This window comes from Pelagibius sp. (assembly GCF_965227505.1).
Classification (GTDB): Bacteria; Pseudomonadota; Alphaproteobacteria; order Kiloniellales; family Kiloniellaceae; genus Pelagibius.
This window is the reverse complement of sequence record NZ_OZ245757.1, coordinates 543,458-558,715: the sequence shown is the minus strand read 5'-3', so window position 1 is coordinate 558,715 and position 15,258 is coordinate 543,458. Positions and strand designations below refer to the sequence as shown.

The 15,258-nt window shown below is 67.3% G+C and carries 18 protein-coding genes and 1 riboswitch; of the genes, 11 read left to right on the top strand and 7 right to left on the bottom strand.

Annotation, left to right across the window (positions count from 1 at the left end):
* The first annotated feature begins 27 nt into the window (after positions 1 to 27).
* The 3 genes from ACO06P_RS02640 (at position 28) to ACO06P_RS02630 (ending at position 2,985) form a co-directional block, all read left to right on the top strand.
* A complete protein-coding gene (locus ACO06P_RS02640) occupies positions 28 to 1,254 on the top strand; it encodes a cation:proton antiporter (RefSeq protein WP_420348463.1) in 1,227 nt (408 codons plus the stop codon).
* A complete protein-coding gene (locus tag ACO06P_RS02635) occupies positions 1,247 to 2,416 on the top strand; it encodes an acetoin utilization protein AcuC (protein WP_420348462.1) in 1,170 nt (389 codons plus the stop codon). Before ACO06P_RS02640 ends, ACO06P_RS02635 begins: the two co-directional genes overlap by 8 nt.
* A gap of 77 nt (positions 2,417 to 2,493) precedes the next feature.
* Complete coding sequence (locus ACO06P_RS02630; RefSeq protein ID WP_420348461.1) at positions 2,494 to 2,985, top strand: DUF192 domain-containing protein; 492 nt, start codon at positions 2,494 to 2,496, stop codon at positions 2,983 to 2,985.
* A gap of 46 nt (positions 2,986 to 3,031) precedes the next feature.
* Here the strand turns inward: ACO06P_RS02630 and ACO06P_RS02625 are convergent, their stop codons facing one another.
* The 4 genes from ACO06P_RS02625 to ACO06P_RS02610 form a co-directional block, all read right to left on the bottom strand.
* Positions 3,032 to 3,331, bottom strand: coding sequence for a hypothetical protein (locus ACO06P_RS02625; protein WP_299392135.1), 300 nt, complete (start codon positions 3,329 to 3,331; stop codon positions 3,032 to 3,034).
* A 137-nt stretch (positions 3,332 to 3,468) separates the two neighbouring features.
* Positions 3,469 to 4,137, bottom strand: a complete 669-nt coding sequence (locus ACO06P_RS02620; RefSeq protein ID WP_420348460.1) for a class I SAM-dependent methyltransferase — start codon at positions 4,135 to 4,137, stop codon at positions 3,469 to 3,471.
* A 17-nt stretch (positions 4,138 to 4,154) separates the two neighbouring features.
* Positions 4,155 to 4,511: a DUF1491 family protein gene (locus tag ACO06P_RS02615; RefSeq protein ID WP_420348459.1), complete on the bottom strand. Its 357-nt coding sequence runs from the start codon at positions 4,509 to 4,511 to the stop codon at positions 4,155 to 4,157.
* Positions 4,512 to 4,765: 254 nt separating this feature from the next.
* On the bottom strand, positions 4,766 to 6,352 hold the full coding sequence (locus ACO06P_RS02610; protein WP_420348458.1) for a peptide chain release factor 3: 1,587 nt from the start codon (positions 6,350 to 6,352) through the stop codon (positions 4,766 to 4,768).
* A 254-nt stretch (positions 6,353 to 6,606) separates the two neighbouring features.
* Between ACO06P_RS02610 and ACO06P_RS02605 the strand changes: the two genes are divergently transcribed.
* From ACO06P_RS02605 to ACO06P_RS02590, 4 genes are all read left to right on the top strand, one after another.
* Positions 6,607 to 7,209 (top strand): hypothetical protein, encoded by a 603-nt coding sequence (locus ACO06P_RS02605; RefSeq protein WP_420348457.1) that lies wholly within the window; start codon positions 6,607 to 6,609, stop codon positions 7,207 to 7,209.
* 151 nt (positions 7,210 to 7,360) lie between these two features.
* Entirely contained in the window at positions 7,361 to 7,687 is a 327-nt protein-coding gene (locus ACO06P_RS02600; RefSeq protein ID WP_420348456.1) for a hypothetical protein, read from the top strand.
* 63 nt (positions 7,688 to 7,750) lie between these two features.
* A complete protein-coding gene (locus ACO06P_RS02595) occupies positions 7,751 to 8,014 on the top strand; it encodes a hypothetical protein (RefSeq protein WP_420348455.1) in 264 nt (87 codons plus the stop codon).
* 308 nt (positions 8,015 to 8,322) lie between these two features.
* Positions 8,323 to 8,730, top strand: a complete 408-nt coding sequence (locus tag ACO06P_RS02590) for a DoxX family protein (RefSeq protein WP_420348454.1) — start codon at positions 8,323 to 8,325, stop codon at positions 8,728 to 8,730.
* Here ACO06P_RS02590 and ACO06P_RS02585 read toward each other — a convergent pair.
* Together ACO06P_RS02585 and gcvA are read right to left on the bottom strand one after the other, a co-directional pair.
* Entirely contained in the window at positions 8,719 to 9,450 is a 732-nt protein-coding gene (locus tag ACO06P_RS02585; protein WP_420348453.1) for a GNAT family N-acetyltransferase, read from the bottom strand. The two genes, ACO06P_RS02590 and ACO06P_RS02585, sit on opposite strands and share 12 nt — an antisense overlap.
* A 92-nt stretch (positions 9,451 to 9,542) precedes the next feature.
* Positions 9,543 to 10,439: a transcriptional regulator GcvA gene (gene gcvA, locus ACO06P_RS02580; protein WP_420348452.1), complete on the bottom strand. Its 897-nt coding sequence runs from the start codon at positions 10,437 to 10,439 to the stop codon at positions 9,543 to 9,545.
* Between the two features lie 213 nt (positions 10,440 to 10,652).
* On the opposite strand from gcvA, the gene ACO06P_RS02575 reads away from it, so the two are divergent.
* On the top strand, positions 10,653 to 11,051 hold the full coding sequence (locus tag ACO06P_RS02575; RefSeq protein WP_420348451.1) for a RidA family protein: 399 nt from the start codon (positions 10,653 to 10,655) through the stop codon (positions 11,049 to 11,051).
* Here the strand turns inward: ACO06P_RS02575 and ACO06P_RS02570 are convergent.
* Entirely contained in the window at positions 11,048 to 11,371 is a 324-nt protein-coding gene (locus ACO06P_RS02570) for an NIPSNAP family protein (protein ID WP_420348450.1), read from the bottom strand. The genes ACO06P_RS02575 and ACO06P_RS02570 overlap by 4 nt on opposite strands.
* A 176-nt stretch (positions 11,372 to 11,547) precedes the next feature.
* A riboswitch (TPP riboswitch) is annotated at positions 11,548 to 11,666 on the top strand.
* A gap of 70 nt (positions 11,667 to 11,736) precedes the next feature.
* Between ACO06P_RS02570 and thiB the strand changes: the two genes are divergently transcribed.
* Genes thiB through thiQ form a run of 3 tightly spaced genes read left to right on the top strand, consistent with a single transcriptional unit; the run spans position 11,737 to position 15,176 of the window.
* Positions 11,737 to 12,747: a thiamine ABC transporter substrate binding subunit gene (gene thiB, locus ACO06P_RS02565; RefSeq protein WP_420348449.1), complete on the top strand. Its 1,011-nt coding sequence runs from the start codon at positions 11,737 to 11,739 to the stop codon at positions 12,745 to 12,747.
* Between the two features lie 22 nt (positions 12,748 to 12,769).
* Positions 12,770 to 14,383 carry a thiamine/thiamine pyrophosphate ABC transporter permease gene (gene thiP / locus ACO06P_RS02560; RefSeq protein WP_420348448.1) on the top strand — a complete coding sequence of 538 codons (1,614 nt, stop codon included), beginning with the start codon at positions 12,770 to 12,772 and terminating at the stop codon, positions 14,381 to 14,383.
* Positions 14,376 to 15,176 (top strand): thiamine ABC transporter ATP-binding protein ThiQ, encoded by an 801-nt coding sequence (gene thiQ, locus ACO06P_RS02555; RefSeq protein WP_420348447.1) that lies wholly within the window; start codon positions 14,376 to 14,378, stop codon positions 15,174 to 15,176. The genes thiP and thiQ overlap by 8 nt, the downstream gene beginning before the upstream one ends.
* The last annotated feature ends 82 nt before the right edge of the window (positions 15,177 to 15,258 follow it).

Sequence of the window (15,258 nt, the reverse complement as noted above, 5' to 3'; positions counted from 1 at the left end):
GTCGATACGAGAGGACCATGCCCCGCGATGCTGGAGGTTCTTGCCCAATTGCTCTGCCTGTTGCTGGTCGCGCGGCTCTGCGGGGTTGCGGCGGAGCGGGTCGGCCAGGCGGCGCCGGTGGGGGAGCTGGTCGGCGGCATCCTGATCGCCCTCGCGGTGATGGCGCTCGGAACAGGTGACGGGCTTCTCCAAGATCTTCGCGCCGCGCCGTACCTCGAAGGCATCGCGCAGATGGCGATCTTCTTTCTGGTTCTGCGGGCCGGTGTCGACATGGAGCCACAGGAGATGATTGCCGCTTCCGGCGGTGCCTTCGCGGTGGCCCTCGGGGGCGTACTCTTTCCCTTTGCGCTGGGCTGCGGCCTGGCCTGGTGGTTCATTCCGCCCTCGGACATGAAGACTGCCCAGGTGCTGGTGGTGGGCATCGCCATGTCGGTGACCGCCATTCCGGCGACCGCCAGGGTATTGCAGGAGCTGGGCCTGCTGCACAGCCGCCTGGGCGTCACGGTTCTCGCTGCGGCGCTCATCGACGACGTGTTGGGCCTTGTGATGCTGGCGGCTGTCACCACCTACGTGCTGAGCGGGGGAAACACTGATCTGGGCGGGCTTGCCTGGCTGGGGGCCAAGGCCTGCATCTTCTTCGCGGTCACGGGCCTGTTGGGCGCACATGTCTATCCTCACCTGAGCGAGCGCCTGCGGGAAGAGAAGCTGGTGGCGCTGGAACTGAGCGCCGTTGTGGCGGTTGGGCTTGCCTACGCACTCTTCGCGGAGGCCCTCGGGCTGCATTGGATCCTTGGCGCCTTCATGGCGGGACTCTTCGTGGAGTCTGCAAAGATCGGCCAGCGGGCCTATGACGACTTGAAGCTGATTCTTGCGGCCATCAACAGCGGCGTTCTGGGGCCGCTGTTCTTCGTTTCCATTGGCCTTCAGGTCGATTTGGCCGCGGTTCTCGATGCGCCGTTGTTGGCAGCGCTGATCGTTTTTGCCGCGTTCTTCGGCAAGCTGATCGGTGCCGGCTTGCCGGCCCTGTGGGCCGGGTTCGACCGGCGTCATGCCTGCGCGGTCGGCGTCAGCATGAGTGCTAGGGGCGCGGTGGAACTGATCATCCTCGGCGTGGTGGTGGAAGCCGGTATTCTGGTGACGGGCCAGCAGGACGGTGTCGTCGAGAACCTGTTCTCGCTGCTGGTGATCATGGCGGTCGCCACGACACTCATTGCGCCGCTGGCACTGCGGTGGTTGCTGAAGGCCGATGACTGAGCGCCCGGTCTCTGCCTCGCCGGTCTCTGCACCTCCGCCGCGCTTCATCGGCAGTGAGATCTACCGCCGCTCGACCTACGGCGGGCGCCATCCGCTGGCCATCCCGCGTGTCTCCACCTGCATCGACCTCTGCCGCGCCCTGGGCTGGCTGCCGGACGCGGTCTATGTCGACAGCCCGCGGGCAACCCCGAAGCAGCTCGCGCGGTTCCACGATCCGGCCTACATCGCTGCGGTTCAGCGGGCCGAGCGTCAGCAGAGGCTGAGCGAAGAGGAGCAACTGCGCTTCAACCTCGGGCGCAACGGCAACCCTATCTATGCGGAGGTCTTTCGCCGTCCGGCGACGGCCTGCGGCGCCTCCATCCTGGCCGGTGAACTCCTGGCGGAGCCGGGCGTGATCCACAGTCCCGCCGGCGGCACCCACCACGGCCGCGCCGACCATGCGAGCGGCTTCTGTTACTTCAATGACCCGGTGCTGGGGATCCTGGCGATGCTGGACGCCGGCCTCACGCGGATCGCCTACCTCGACATCGACGCCCATCACGGCGACGGCGTGCAGGACGCCTTTCATGACGACCCGCGCGTCTTCACCCTCTCGATCCACGAGGATGCGCGCTGGCCCATGAAGGCGAGTGGCCCGGACGAGGCCCCCGCCGCCGGAAGCGTCGACGACCGCGCCGGCGGCCTCGCCCGCAACCTGCCGGTGCCGGCCGGCTTCAACGACAGCGAGATGGCGTTTCTGATGGAGGAGGCGGTGCTGCCGATGATCGCCGGCTTCGCACCGGAAGCGCTGGTTCTTCAGTGCGGCGCGGATGGGCTGGAAGAAGATCCTCTCAGTAAGCTCTCTCTGTCCAACGGTGCCCTCTGGCGGGTGGTCTCCCAGGTGCGCGCTCTGGCGCCGCGCCTGCTGGTCCTCGGGGGCGGGGGCTACAATCCCTGGTCCGTCGGGCGTGCCTGGGCCGGGGTCTGGGCGACGCTGAACGGTTTTCCCGTACCGGAGCGCCTGCCGGCAGCGGCGGAAGCGGTCCTGCGCGGCCTGGACTGGCGCCACAGCAAGGGGCGCAATCCGCCGGACCACTGGTTCACGACGCTGGCCGACCCGCCGCGGGACGGGCCGCTGCGCCGGGAAGTCCGCGGTCTGGCGGCGCGGGTCACGGCGCCCTGATGGGGTAGCGGTTTAGATCCGGTCATGGCCCTGAATCGGCCTTGTCCTGACCGGCGGCGGCGGCTAATGCTTGGCCCATGATGAAGCTGCTGCGGTTTTTCACCCCGATCGCCATCGTGCTGCTTCTGGCCGTTGCGCCGGGGGCCGGCCCTGCGCAAGCGCAGGCCAACGTCGTGACCTTCGACAAGGACGAGCTTGCCATCGAAACCGCCGCGGGCGGGCGTCACGTTTTCGAAGTGGAGATGGCGGTATCGCCGGATCAGCGCTCTCAGGGGCTGATGTTCAGGCACAGTATGGCCGCGACGGCGGGCATGCTGTTTCTCTTTGAACGGCCGGAACCCCGGGCCATGTGGATGAAGAATACGCTTATCCCTCTGGATATGCTCTTCATCGACGAGGGCGGTGTGATCGTACGCATTCAGGAGCGCACGGTGCCCTTCTCTTTGCAGGCCATTTCGTCCGGCCAGGACGTCATCGCGGTGTTGGAGCTGAACGCGGGGACGTCTTCGCGTCTTTCAATCAAACCCGGTGACCGGGTCGTTCATTCTGCGTTCGAATCAGGTTCCTGAGAGCACCGACCTCAACTCAGCATGCCCAGTTTCCTGAAGTGCCAACTTAGGCCTCCGGGTCAGCAGCGACCTGGTCCATGGCACGCCAGCCTTCACCGGCAGCCACCAGGCAGCTCATGCCCTGCGGGGTCGTCACGATGATGGACCAGGTCGTACCATTGCCGGTGCTGAGCACCTCGACCAGTCCGCCGTTGTGGGTGACGCCCAGAGCGACCGGCGCTTCCTTGTACTTCTGCTGAAGGATCTTCAGAACAGAGTCACGCTGGTCACATTGAGGCTGCGCCGCCGCCGAAGTGCTGGTGCTAACGAGGGCGAGCCCGGCGCTAAGCGCTAAGATCTTCCACATGGTTGGCCTCATCTTTCATTGCACGTTTGGCGAATCCCCTTCGCCGATCACACAAGTTTTCCACGTGCGGATGAAGATGGCCTTAACACTTGCTTAACGGGGCGTTAACGGCATTAGCTAACTTTTGTCTACGAACACTAAGCGCTTTGTTTGCGTGCGAGCATCAGCCCGTCGCCGATCGGAATCAGCGAGCACTGCACGCGCGAATCGGTGGAAACCTTCGTGTTGATCGCGCGAATCGCCAGAGTGTCGGAGTCGGTCCGGTTGAGGTCGAGCACGTCGCCGCCCCACAGAACGTTGTCGATGGCGATCAGTCCGCCGGGCTTCAGGAGCTGCAGCGACAGTTCGTAGTAAGAATCATAGTTCGACTTGTCGGCGTCTATGAAAGCGAAGTCATAGGTCCCGGCTTCGCCGTTTGCCAGCAGCGATTCCAGCGTCTCGACAGCCGGTGCGAGCCGCAGGTCGATCTTCCCGGCAACGCCGGCTTCCTGCCAGTAGCGTTGCCCGATGGCCGTGGTTTCCGCATTCACGTCGCAGGCCACGATCCGGCCGTCCGGCGGCAGCGCCAGGGCCACGGCCAGCGCCGAGTAGCCGGTGAAGGTGCCGACCTCGATGCAGCGCTTCGCGCCCATCAGGCGCACCAGCAGGGCCATGAACTGGCCCTGTTCCGGGGCGATCTGCATGATCGACAGCGGTACGGTCGCGGTTTCCTCGCGCAGGCGGCGCATCACCTCCGGCTCGTTGAGGGAGTTTTCCAGGAGGTAATCGTAGAGCGCGTCGCTCAGATCGATGCTGCGGTTGGCCATGGCGTCTCGCTTCCGGGTTAGAGGACTTTGCCTTCGAAGGGATGGCGGCCCTCGCGGTCTTCGATTTCGACGACCCAGACGTCCGGGTCGCGGGCGACGGCCCGTTCGATATAGGCGTCGGCGTCGCTTTCCGTGACAAGTTCGCCGCCGAGCGCCGGCATCCAGGCCATGGCGCCATCGAGATCACGGGTCTGATTGAGTACCCGGCAGCCGGCCTCAAGCTGGTTGATCTTCAGGATCAGCGTGCCGCTGTTCTTCTCGCCGCGGTGCACGACCGTCGCCGGCATGCCTTCGGCGAAACAGCGCCGCAGATGGGCCTTGATCCAGACCTCGCTCGGCAGGCGACCGTCGGCTTGCCAATCGGAAGGGCTCATCGCTCGTTCCGAGTCTGCTGGCGCGCCGACCGGAACACAGATATCAAGGCCGGGCCAAAAGCGATATCTCCCTCCCCCCTCGTGGGGGAGGGTTGGGGTGGGGGGGACTGCTTCAGCCCGCTCAGAGCATAGCCGCTAGCGTGGCACCCCCCTCCTAAATCCTCCCCCGCAAGGGGGGAGGACTTGCGTGAGGAACCCCGGGAAAGCTCCGTGACTTCTGGGGATCGTGATAGCAATGCGTACACGAGCGCGCCCTAAATCTGTTCCTTGGTCTTGAGGAAGCGCAGCTCGGGATTGTCCTCCGCCGCGCGGTCCAGGTGCCAGGCGTTGCGCGCGAGGAAGACCGGCGCGCCGGTATGGTCTTCGCCCATGGCGCCCTGGTTGGCGTCGACGAAACGCTTCAGCTTCAGGGCATCGTCGGCCTCCACCCAGCGCGCGGTATGCAGGGTGGTCGGTTCGAAGAGGACGGGCACCTCGTACTCGGTGCGGATGCGGTCGGCCAGCACGTCGAACTGCAGCGGGCCGACGACGCCGACGATCCAGTCGGCGCCGATGTTGGGTTTGAAGACCCGCGCCGCGCCTTCCTCGGCCAACTGCTGGAGCGCGCGGCCCAGGTGCTTGGCGCGCAGCGGATCCTTCGGCCGGACGGTCTGCAGGTATTCCGGCGCGAAGGAGGGAATGCCGGTGAACTTCAGTTCCTCGCCCTCGGTCAGCGCATCGCCGATGCCGAGGTTGCCGTGGTTCGGGATGCCGATGATGTCGCCGGGCCAGGCCTCCTCCGCCAGCTCCCGGTCGCGCGCCAGGAACAGCACCGGGTTGTGGATGTTGAGGGTCTTGCCGCTGCGCGAATGCTTCAGCTTGGCGCCGCGCTTGAAGTGGCCGGAGCAGAGCCGCAGAAAGGCGATGCGGTCGCGGTGGTTGGGGTCCATGTTCGCCTGGATCTTGAAGACGAAGCCGCTGATCTTCTTCTCCGTCGGTTCGACCTCGCGGCCCACCGCCGGCTGCGGGCGCGGGGCGGGGGCCATGTCGGCCACGCCCTGCAGAAGCTCGCGCACCCCGAAGTTGTTGAGCGCCGAACCGAAGTAGACCGGCGTCATGGTGCCCTCGCGGTAGGCCTCCAGGTCGAAGGCGGGGCAGAGCTCGCGCACCATCTCCACCTCTTCGCGGAGCTGGGCGACAGCGTCGGCCGGCAGCATGGCGTCCAGCTTGGGGTCGTCCAGGCCGTCGCAGGCCTCGCCCTCGGCGCCCTTCTTGTCGCGGCTGCGCTCCACCAGCAGCAGGCGGTCGCGCAGCAGGTCATAGCAGCCGAGGAAGGAGCGCCCCATGCCGATAGGCCAGGTGGCCGGCGTCACGTCCAGGGCCAGGCGCTGCTCCACCTCGTCGATCAGCTCGAAGGGGTCGCGCGCCTCGCGGTCCAGCTTGTTGACGAAGGTGATGATCGGCATGTCCCTGAGACGACAGACCTCGAAGAGCTTCAGGGTCTGGGCCTCGATGCCCTTGGCGGCGTCGATCACCATGACCGCGGAATCGACCGCCGTCAGGGTGCGGTAGGTGTCCTCGGAGAAGTCCTCGTGGCCCGGCGTGTCCAGCAGGTTGAAGGTCTTGCCGGCGTAGTCGTAGGTCATGACGGAGGAGGCGACGGAGATGCCGCGCTCGCGCTCCACCTTCATCCAGTCCGAATGGGCGCGGCGCTGCTCGCCGCGCGCCTTCACGGCCCCGGCCATCTGGATCGCGCCGCCGAACAGCAGCAGTTTTTCCGTCAGCGTGGTCTTGCCCGCGTCGGGGTGCGAGATGATCGCAAAGGTGCGCCGCCGCGCGACGGCTTCGGAAAGGTCTGTCATGCTCGAAATCTGGCTTCCTGCAGTGCCGGCCACAGGCCCGGGCACCGCGACAACGGCGCGCCTTATAGCCGGGCGGGCAGGGATTGTCGATGCCCTGACCGCCGGAGCCAGTGGACCGCGGCGGGCCTTGGGGACCACTTTATGCCCCAGGTTTCCCCTGGTGTGGCGGTTGCCGGGCGCGGGTTTCGGTGCCAGTCTTCCGGCGCCGCGACTCTGCGCGCACTTCCGCCGCCGTCCAGGATAAGCCTACACCCGTGCTGACCGTCGAGCTTGATCTAGAGCGCGTCAACGCGGCCCAGCGCGGCTATCTGGACCAGCGCACCCGCGCCGGCACCCAGCGCGCCAACCGTGTCAGGGTGATGCGCGACATCCTGCGGCATGCCGCAGGGCGTTTCGGCGAGCGCCAGCTTGTCGCCATGACCCGCGGCGGGCCCCTGCTGGAGGATGGCCGCCAGCAAACCCTGGAAGACGCGCTGTTCGGGCCCCTGGCCGGGCAGGGATGGCCCAGGCGAGCGGCCGCCGTGCTGCACGGCCTGCATCTGCCGGCGACGCCCCTGCTGCCCGCTGCGGCCTGCTGCAAGGGCGGCCCCGGCCTCTCCACCCTCGATCCCGCGAGCTACCGCACCCGGCTGGACGACGGTCCGGCCCAGGCCCGGGAGCTGGGCGACACCACGGCGCTGGCGGTTTATCTGCATCCCCTGAAGCAGCTCCGGATTCTCTGGATCGGGGCGGAGAGCGACCATCAGCTCGCAGTCGCCCGGCTGCGACGGGAAACCCGCCTTTGGACCGACTGGCGCCCGGTCAGCCCGGACTATGCGGACTGGCTGGAGAAGGCCTGCAAAGCTGCGCAGGCCTGATAATCCCGACCGTTGATCCCGGTATCCCTCCTGCTGTCAGGATCTTGACAAGAAGATCGATTTGTTGTTGAATTCGACAACAAGCGGAACCACCTGCGGGTTACCACCCGAGACATCCAACCTCGCCTGCGAGCAAGGAAAGGGCGTGTTCATGTCCGAGAACAAGGCACCTGCGGAGGCGGCCGCCAAGGCGCGCAAGCGCCCCCAGGCCCAGGCCTCCAAAGCCGGCGATCCTGACATCGAGGCGCTGCGCGCGACCGCCCGCGGTGTCGCGCGGCTGGAGGTGGCCGACGCGGTGGCCGAGGCCTTGGCCGCCTACGAGGGCAGCCTGCGCGACCTGCAGAAGGCGAGCGGCCTCGATCCCGCCTTCGTCTCCAAGCTGGCCAGCGGCAAGGTGAACAAGCAGGGCGCCACCGTGGCCTCCCTGGCGCAGATCGCGCTGGCCATGAACAAATCCCTGAAGATCACGATTGAGTAGAATGGGAATGCGAGAAGCCTGGCGCTCGGGCTTCTCTCAAGCCCGCCGGCCTGTGCTCTGCTCATGATCGCCGCTTGGCTCGCCTTTCTCTCCAACATCATGCTGGCGGTGGCGGCGCTCTACGTCACCGGCCAGGCCCTGCGCGGCTGGTACAAGGAAGTGCAGGCGGAGAAACTGCCCGAAGGCCCGGAGCGGGAGGCGATGATCAACGACGCCAAGACCTTCTATGCCCTGGCCAGCCTCTCCAAGGTCTGGGTGCTGCTCCTGATCTTCGTCGGCACGCTGCTGCGCCTCGCGGTCGGTCTCTACCAGGGCCCCTGGACCTAGGCGATCCGGTCGAGGCCGGCGGCCCATCCTTCGAGGCTCCGCTGCGCTCCGCACCTCAGGATGAGGTGGGTGCCTGGCCCTTAGCACTGTCTCATGCTGAGGAGGGCCGGCAGGCCCGTCTCGAAGCATGCGGTCTCTGCCGCGATCGTTGCGGCTGATCATCGGGGACTTGGCTCCGGCCCCGGCGATCCTATCTCTCCAGGAAGACGTGATCACGGCCCGGCAGGCGGGCCCGCGTCTTCCCATGCAGCCTGAAGACCCCAAAGACCCCGAAAAAGACCCCCAAAGACTGAACGAGGGAGCAGACGATGACGGAAACACTCACCGCCTGGGCGCCGCGCGTTCTTTCCGTGGCCCGCATCATGGCCGCGCTGATCTTCATGGCGCACGGCACGCAGAAACTCCTGAACTTCCCGATGAGGACCAGCGAAGGGCCGGGGCCCGAACTGCTCTCTATGCTGGGCATCGCCGGCATCATCGAGCTGATCGGCGGCGCGTTGCTGGCGCTCGGCCTCTTCACCCGGCCGGTGGCCTTCCTCTGCTCCGGCCTGATGGCGGCTGCCTATTTCATCGCCCATGCGCCGCGCAGCTTCTTCCCGACGCTCAACGGCGGCGACGCGGCCATCATGTTCTGCTTCTTCTTCCTCTATCTCGTCTTCGCCGGCGGTGGCTCCTGGTCGCTGGACGCGATGCGATCGAAACCGTCAGCAGGCTAGCGTCACGCGGATATCCGCCAACGACCTGACCTGCCGCGCCTCGGCATCGAAATTGTCAGGCGCCAGCCAGGCTTCAAAGGCGGCCTTGGCGCCGGGCCACTCCTTGTCGAGGAGGGAGTACCATGCCGTGTCGCGGTTGCGGCCCTTGACGACCGTGGCCTGGCGGAACACGCCTTCGAAGGTGAAGCCCAACCGCTCCGCCGCGCCGCAGGAGGCGGCATTCAGCGCATTGCACTTCCACTCGTAGCGGCGGTAGCCCAGCTCGTCGAAGACCCGGGCCATCATGAGATACATGGCTTCGGTCGCCGCCGGGGTCGCCTGCAGGGCGGGGGCGTAGTGGATATGTCCGACCTCGATGCTGCCGATGGCCGGGGCGATGCGCAGGTAGCTGGCAACCCCCAGCGCCCTGCCGCTGGCCTTGTCGACAACCGCGTGGAACAGCGGGTCCTCGCCCAGGCAGGTGGCGTCGATCCAGGCTTTGAAGTCGGCCAGGGTGGCGAAGGGACCGTAGGGCAGGTAGGTCCAGCTCCGTCCCTCCGGGTCGGCGGTGTAGGCGGCGAAGAGGTCGCCGGCATGGCTTTCCGGATCGAGCGGCTCCACCCGGCAGAAGCGGCCCTCCAGGGCGCTTCGGGGCGGTGCCGGGCGCGGTGTCCAGCCGGGCAGGGGCTCGCCCAAGGGCAGGTCGGGGCCGGCATCGGTTGTAGCGGTCGTATCGGGCATTGCAGTGGGCTTTGCGTTGTGTGGCAGCCCCCGCTGATGCCCCGATGCGGTCTTTCGGGCAAGGGCCAGATGGGGGCAGAGCAGGGGACCACTTAGGATGGGGACCGGATCTCCGCAAAGCTTTCGGCCAGCCAGTCGCGCAGCGCTACCACCACCGGCCGGTTCCGATCGCCCGCCCGGCAGACGAAGAAGAGGGACCGTTCCAGCGGCAGGGTCACGTCGCTCACCTGGATCAGCCGCCCGGCGGCCAGGTCGTCGGCGGCCAGCAGGCGCCGCACCAGCGCCACCGCCTGGCCGTCCAGGGCGGCAGCGATCAGGACCCCGCTGTCGATATAGCGGTCCCCCGGCAAAGCGCCGGCCTGGGGCATCGCGCCGGCCTTTTCGAGCCATTGGTCCCAGCCCGGGTTGTAGTCGTCGTGGACCAGCGGGAAGGCGATCAGATCGCGCGGCGAAAGGGGAAGGGTTGCGTCGCCGACCAGGCCGGGCGCCGCGACCGGCACCAGTTCCTCGTCCGTCAGCCGGGTTTCATGCAGGCCCGCCCATCCGCCTGTGCCGAAGCGCAGGGCGCAGTCGACCGATTGCTCGAAAAGGTCGACCGGCGCATCGTTGGTGTCGAGCAGGACCGCGATCTCCGGATGGCGCCGGCGGAAGGCCGGCAGCCGCGGCACCAGCCACTTCAGGGCGAGGGAGGTTGTCAGCGACAACGTGACCGACCTGTCGGCGTTGCGCCGCGCCAGGTCGGCGACCCCGCCGCGCAGCGCGGCAAAGGCAGCGCGGGAGGCCTGGAACAGCACCTCGCCGTTTCCGGTCAGGGCCGCGCCCTTCGGCGTGCGATGAAACAGCGGGGTGCAAAGCTGCTGTTCCAGAGCGCGGATCTGGCGACTCACCGCGCCGTGGGTGACGGCCAGCTCGTCCGCCGCACGGCTGAAGCTGCCGTGCCGGGCCACGGCATCAAAGGCCTGGATCGCGCGCAGCGACGGGAGTCTCATGCCGCACCTTGCTGTTACACAAACTCACAGAAGGTTGAGCTTATATCGTTTGCGCCTGGGCTCAAACGGCCGTTTTTATTGGAGTGAGCCAGGAGGCAGGGGGGCGGTGACGATATCGACCCTGGCCCTTCAGCTCACAGGAGAAGCGGCGGCGGGACGGCCGCGCCCCGGAATCTCCCCAAGGCCCCCAAGATCGCGACAGGAGGGAAGACCATGCTGAAGCGCCACAACCCCACCACGGTTCGACCGGTCAGACCGCCCTTCGACACGATCTTCGCCCATGTGGTCGAACTGCAGTCGCCGCAGAAGCTGTATTTCATCGCCGGGCAGATCGGGGTGGATCCGCAAGGGCAGACGCCTGCCTTCTTCGACGCGCAGTGCCACGAGACCATGAACAGCGTGGAAGCGATCCTCTCTTCCTTCGATCTCTCGGTGAACAACATCCTCCGGGTCGTCTACTACGTCACCGACGCCGAGAACCTGCCGGCGCTCACGAAGATCCGCCAGGACCGCTGGGGAGCCTTCGAAGCCCCGGCGGTGACCACCCTCGTGGTCGCGGCGCTCGCGCGGCCGGAGCTGCTGGTCGAAATCGAGGTGACCGCCGGCTGTTAGTCCATCTTGGCGTGCGGTGCCGAAGCCAGTTTCAGGAACACCCGGTCCTCGCGGCGGATGAAGCGCTCTTCCTGCGCGAAGCGGTAGTTCTCCCGGCCCAGGGGGTCTGCCGCCAGACGGGCGCGGTAGGCCTCGTAGGCCGCCAGGTTCTCGATGGTGTAGACGCCGTAGGCGGTGGTGGCCGATCCCTCGTGCGGCGCGAAGTAGCCGATCAGGTCCGCCCCGCAGCGCGGGATCGCCTGTCCCCAGTTCCGGGCGTAGGTCTCAAAGGCCGCTTTCTTGAAGGGGTCGATCTCGTAGCGGATGAAACAGGTGATCATCGGCGTCCTTTCCGGGTGGCGATGGCGTCAGGGTGAGGGCGGCACTTCACCACAGATCGTGCGCGTGATGGTTCGCCTGATATCGAAGCATGAGTGTCGCCAAAAGCGAGGAACCCGCTCTGTTGTCAGCCGTTCCGGGGGGCTTGTCATGGGCGGGGGGCGGCCCTAGTCTCTGCTCAGTCTCAACGGGGTGCCCTGAAACGGGCTGAGAGACCGGGCTGCGCCTTTCCGCCCGGACAACCCGAAGAACCTGACCCGGGTAATGCCGGCGGAGGGATTTGAGCCACCGGCCCTTCGAAGCCCAACGATTTCAAGGCCCAGCGATCCTCAAAGCCATCCGCCCCATAGCTTTATGGAGCGATGTCATGCGTCTTTTGTCTCTTGTTGCCGTTCTGGCGGCCATGGTGCCTGCGTTTGCCGGCGGAGCCGCCGCCGAAGAGGAAAAGCGTCTCACCGTCTACACCTACGACGCCTTTACCTCCGACTGGGGGCCGGGCCCGCGCATCAAGGAGGCATTCGAGGCCGAGTGCGGCTGTGTGCTGGACTTCGTCGCCATCGACACCTCGGGCGGCGTGCTGAGCCGCCTGCGCCTGGAAGGGGAGACCAGCAAAGCCGATGTCATTCTCGGCCTCGATCTCAACCTCATGGCCGAGGCCAAGGCGACCGGCCTGCTGGCGCCGCACGGGGTGACGGCCGAGGATCTCACCCTGCCGATCGACTGGACCGACGAGACCTTTCTGCCCTTCGACTACGGCTACTTCGCCTTCGTCTACGACACCGAGGCGCTGGCCCAACCGCCGCGCAGCCTGAAGGAACTGGTGGAGGCGCCGGACGACCTGAAGATCATTCTCCAGGACCCGCGCACCTCGACGCCCGGGCTTGGCGTCATGCTCTGGGTCCGCGCCGTCTATGGCGAGGATGCGCCGGAGGCCTGGGCCCGGCTGGCGCGCAAGACCGTCACCACGACCAAGGGCTGGAGCGAGGCTTACGGCCTGTTTCTTGAAGGCGAGGCGCCGCTGGTGCTGAGCTACACCACCTCGCCCGCCTATCACATGATCGCCGAGCAGACCGAGCGCTATCAGGCGGCGGCCTTTGAGGAGGGCCACTACATGCAGGTCGAGGTGGCGGCGATCCCCAAGGCGGCGCCGCAGCCGGAGCTGGCGCGCCAGTTCCTTGCCTTCATGGTCGGCCCCGGCTTTCAGGCCGCCATTCCCACCGGGAACTGGATGTATCCTGTCGTCGACCTTCCCGATGGCCTGCCGCCCGAATTCGACAAGCTGGTCGACCCCTCACGGCCGCTGCTGTTCAGCCCGGATGAGGTGAGCGAAAACCGCCAGGCCTGGATCGACGAGTGGCTGCAGGCGGTCAGCCGCTAGGCGCGGCGGCCGCGCCAGCGTGATGCCCTGGTGGCTTCCGGCGGGCCTGGCCCTCAGCCTGGTGGCTCTCCTGGCCGGCGGGGCGCTGGTCGCCCTCGGCGTTGCGGCTGGCGGCTTCGACCTCGCCGAGACTCTCAGCCAGCCCTACCTTTGGCGTGTTGTCTGGTTCACCCTCTGGCAGGCGGCGCTGTCGACCCTGCTGTCGGTGGGCTTTGCCATTCCGCTTGCCCGTGCCCTGGCACGCCGGGATTTCCCGGGGCGGGGGCTGTTGCTGCGGCTGTTCAGCCTTTCCCTCGTTGTGCCGGTGATTGTCGCCATCTTTGGCATCGTCGCCGTGCACGGACGGCGCGGCTGGGTCAACGACGGGCTGGAACTGTTTGGCTTTGAGGGCCTGCACTATCTCTATGGCCTGGGCGGCATCCTGATCGGCCACTGTTTTTTCAACCTGCCCTTTGTCGCCCGGGTTCTCTTGCAGGCGCTGGACTCGGTCCCGCCCGAGAGCTGGCGCGTGGCCAGCCAGTACGGCCTGCGCTCCCGCGACATCTTCCGGCTGATCGAATGGCCGGCCATGCGCAGCGTGCTGCCGGGCGTCGCGGGCCTCGTCTTCATGCTCTGCTTCACCTCCTTCGCCGTGGTGCTCACCCTGGGCGGCGGGCCGCGGGCGACGACCCTGGAGGTGGCGGTCTATCAGGCCCTGCGCTTCGACTTCGATCTCGGCCGGGCGGTCACCCTGGCGCTCGTCCAGCTCGTCTTCTGCGGCGGCATCGTGTTTTGCCTCTTGCGGCTTTCGGTGCCCGGCAGCCTGACCATGACCGAGGGACGGGTTTTCGAGCGGCCGGACCGGGCCGCCCCCCTGGGGCGCTGGCTGGACGGCATCCTCATCGGCCTCGGGACGCTTTTCGTGGTCCTGCCGCTGGCCGCGGTCGCGCTGGCCGGCTTCAACGACAGAGCGCCTGCGGTGCTGAGCGACCCGCGGCTGTGGCGCGCTCTCGGCCAGTCCCTCACCATTGCGCTCAGCTCCGGCGGTCTCGCCCTGGTGCTGGGCGGGGCCATCCTCATCAGCAGCCGCATCCTGCGCCACCGCATGCTGCGGGCCCAGGCAGCGGCGCGCCTGGAACTCTCCGCCTCGCTGATCCTGGTCGTGCCGCCCTTCGTGCTGGCCACCGGGCTCTTCGTCCTGCTGCGCCCGTTGACCGACGTCTTTGCCCTGGGGCTGCCGTTGGTGGTGTTGGTCAACGCCCTGATGGCCCTGCCGTTCGTGGTGCGCTTTCTCGGCGGACCGATGATGGACGAGGCCCAGCGCCACGACCGCCTCTGCCAGAGCCTCGGTATCGCCGGCTGGAGCCGGCTGCGGCTGATCGAATGGCCGAACCTGCGGCGCCCGGCGGCTCTGGCGCTGGCCGTGGCGGCGACGCTGTCCATGGGCGATCTCGGTGTGATCGCCCTGTTCGGCAGCGAGGATTTCGCCACCCTGCCGCTGCTCCTGTATCGCGCCATGGGCGGCTTTCGCATGGCCGAGGCTGCGGTGATCGCCGCATTCCTGTCGCTGGTCTGCCTGCTGGTCTTCTTTGCCATCGACGGGCTGCTCGGCCGGGCGCGCTTCGGGCTGCCGCTGCGGAGACCGCGTCATGCATGACGGCCCCCTGCACAAGAGGCCGCCGGCGGCAGCGGCCAAGGCGCCGATCCTGACGGTGAGCGCGGTCACCTTCCGCTACGAGGACATGACCATGGTCTTCGACCTGGCGGTTGAGCGCGGCGACTGTCTGGCGCTGCTGGGGCCGAGCGGCGGAGGCAAGTCGACGCTGTTGAACCTGATCGCCGGATTCGAAAAGCCCCTGTCCGGCCACGTGGAGATCGAGGGCAGGGACGTGACGGCGGTGGAGCCCGCCCGGCGGCCCGTCACCAGCCTGTTCCAGGAGCACAATCTCTTCGCCCATCTCACCGTGGATCAGAACGTCGGCCTCGGCCTCGATCCCGGCCTGCGGCTCGACGCGGCGCAGCGCCGGACGGTGACCGAAGCACTTGAGAGTGTCGGGCTGACGGGGCTTGGGGGGCGCCGCCCGGCCCAGCTCTCCGGCGGCCAGCGCCAGCGGGTCGCCCTGGCGCGCAGCCTCGTGCGCCGCCGGCCGCTGCTGCTGCTCGACGAGCCCTTTTCGGCCCTCGACCCCGGCCTGCGCCTTGAGATGCTGGATCTGGTCGACCGTCTGCGGCGCGACCACGGGCTGACGGTGGTGATGGTGAGCCACAACCCCGAAGACGCCCTTCGGATTGCCCCCAGTACCGCTTTTTTGTGCGATGGCCGCATTGCCGCGCAGGGGAAGACGGCAGAGCTGCTGGCGGCCCCGTCCTTGCCTGCTTTGCGCACGTTTCTGGGGCAGGGGTCCGGCGCCGAGCCCGGATCTCCGTTCTCCAGGGATCCGGCCGGCTGACCCGCTTTCGGTGGCGCGGCCTGCCTTCCAGAGGCGGGTCAAATGCTCTAGGTTACGCGGTGCGGAAGATCCGTCGATCGCG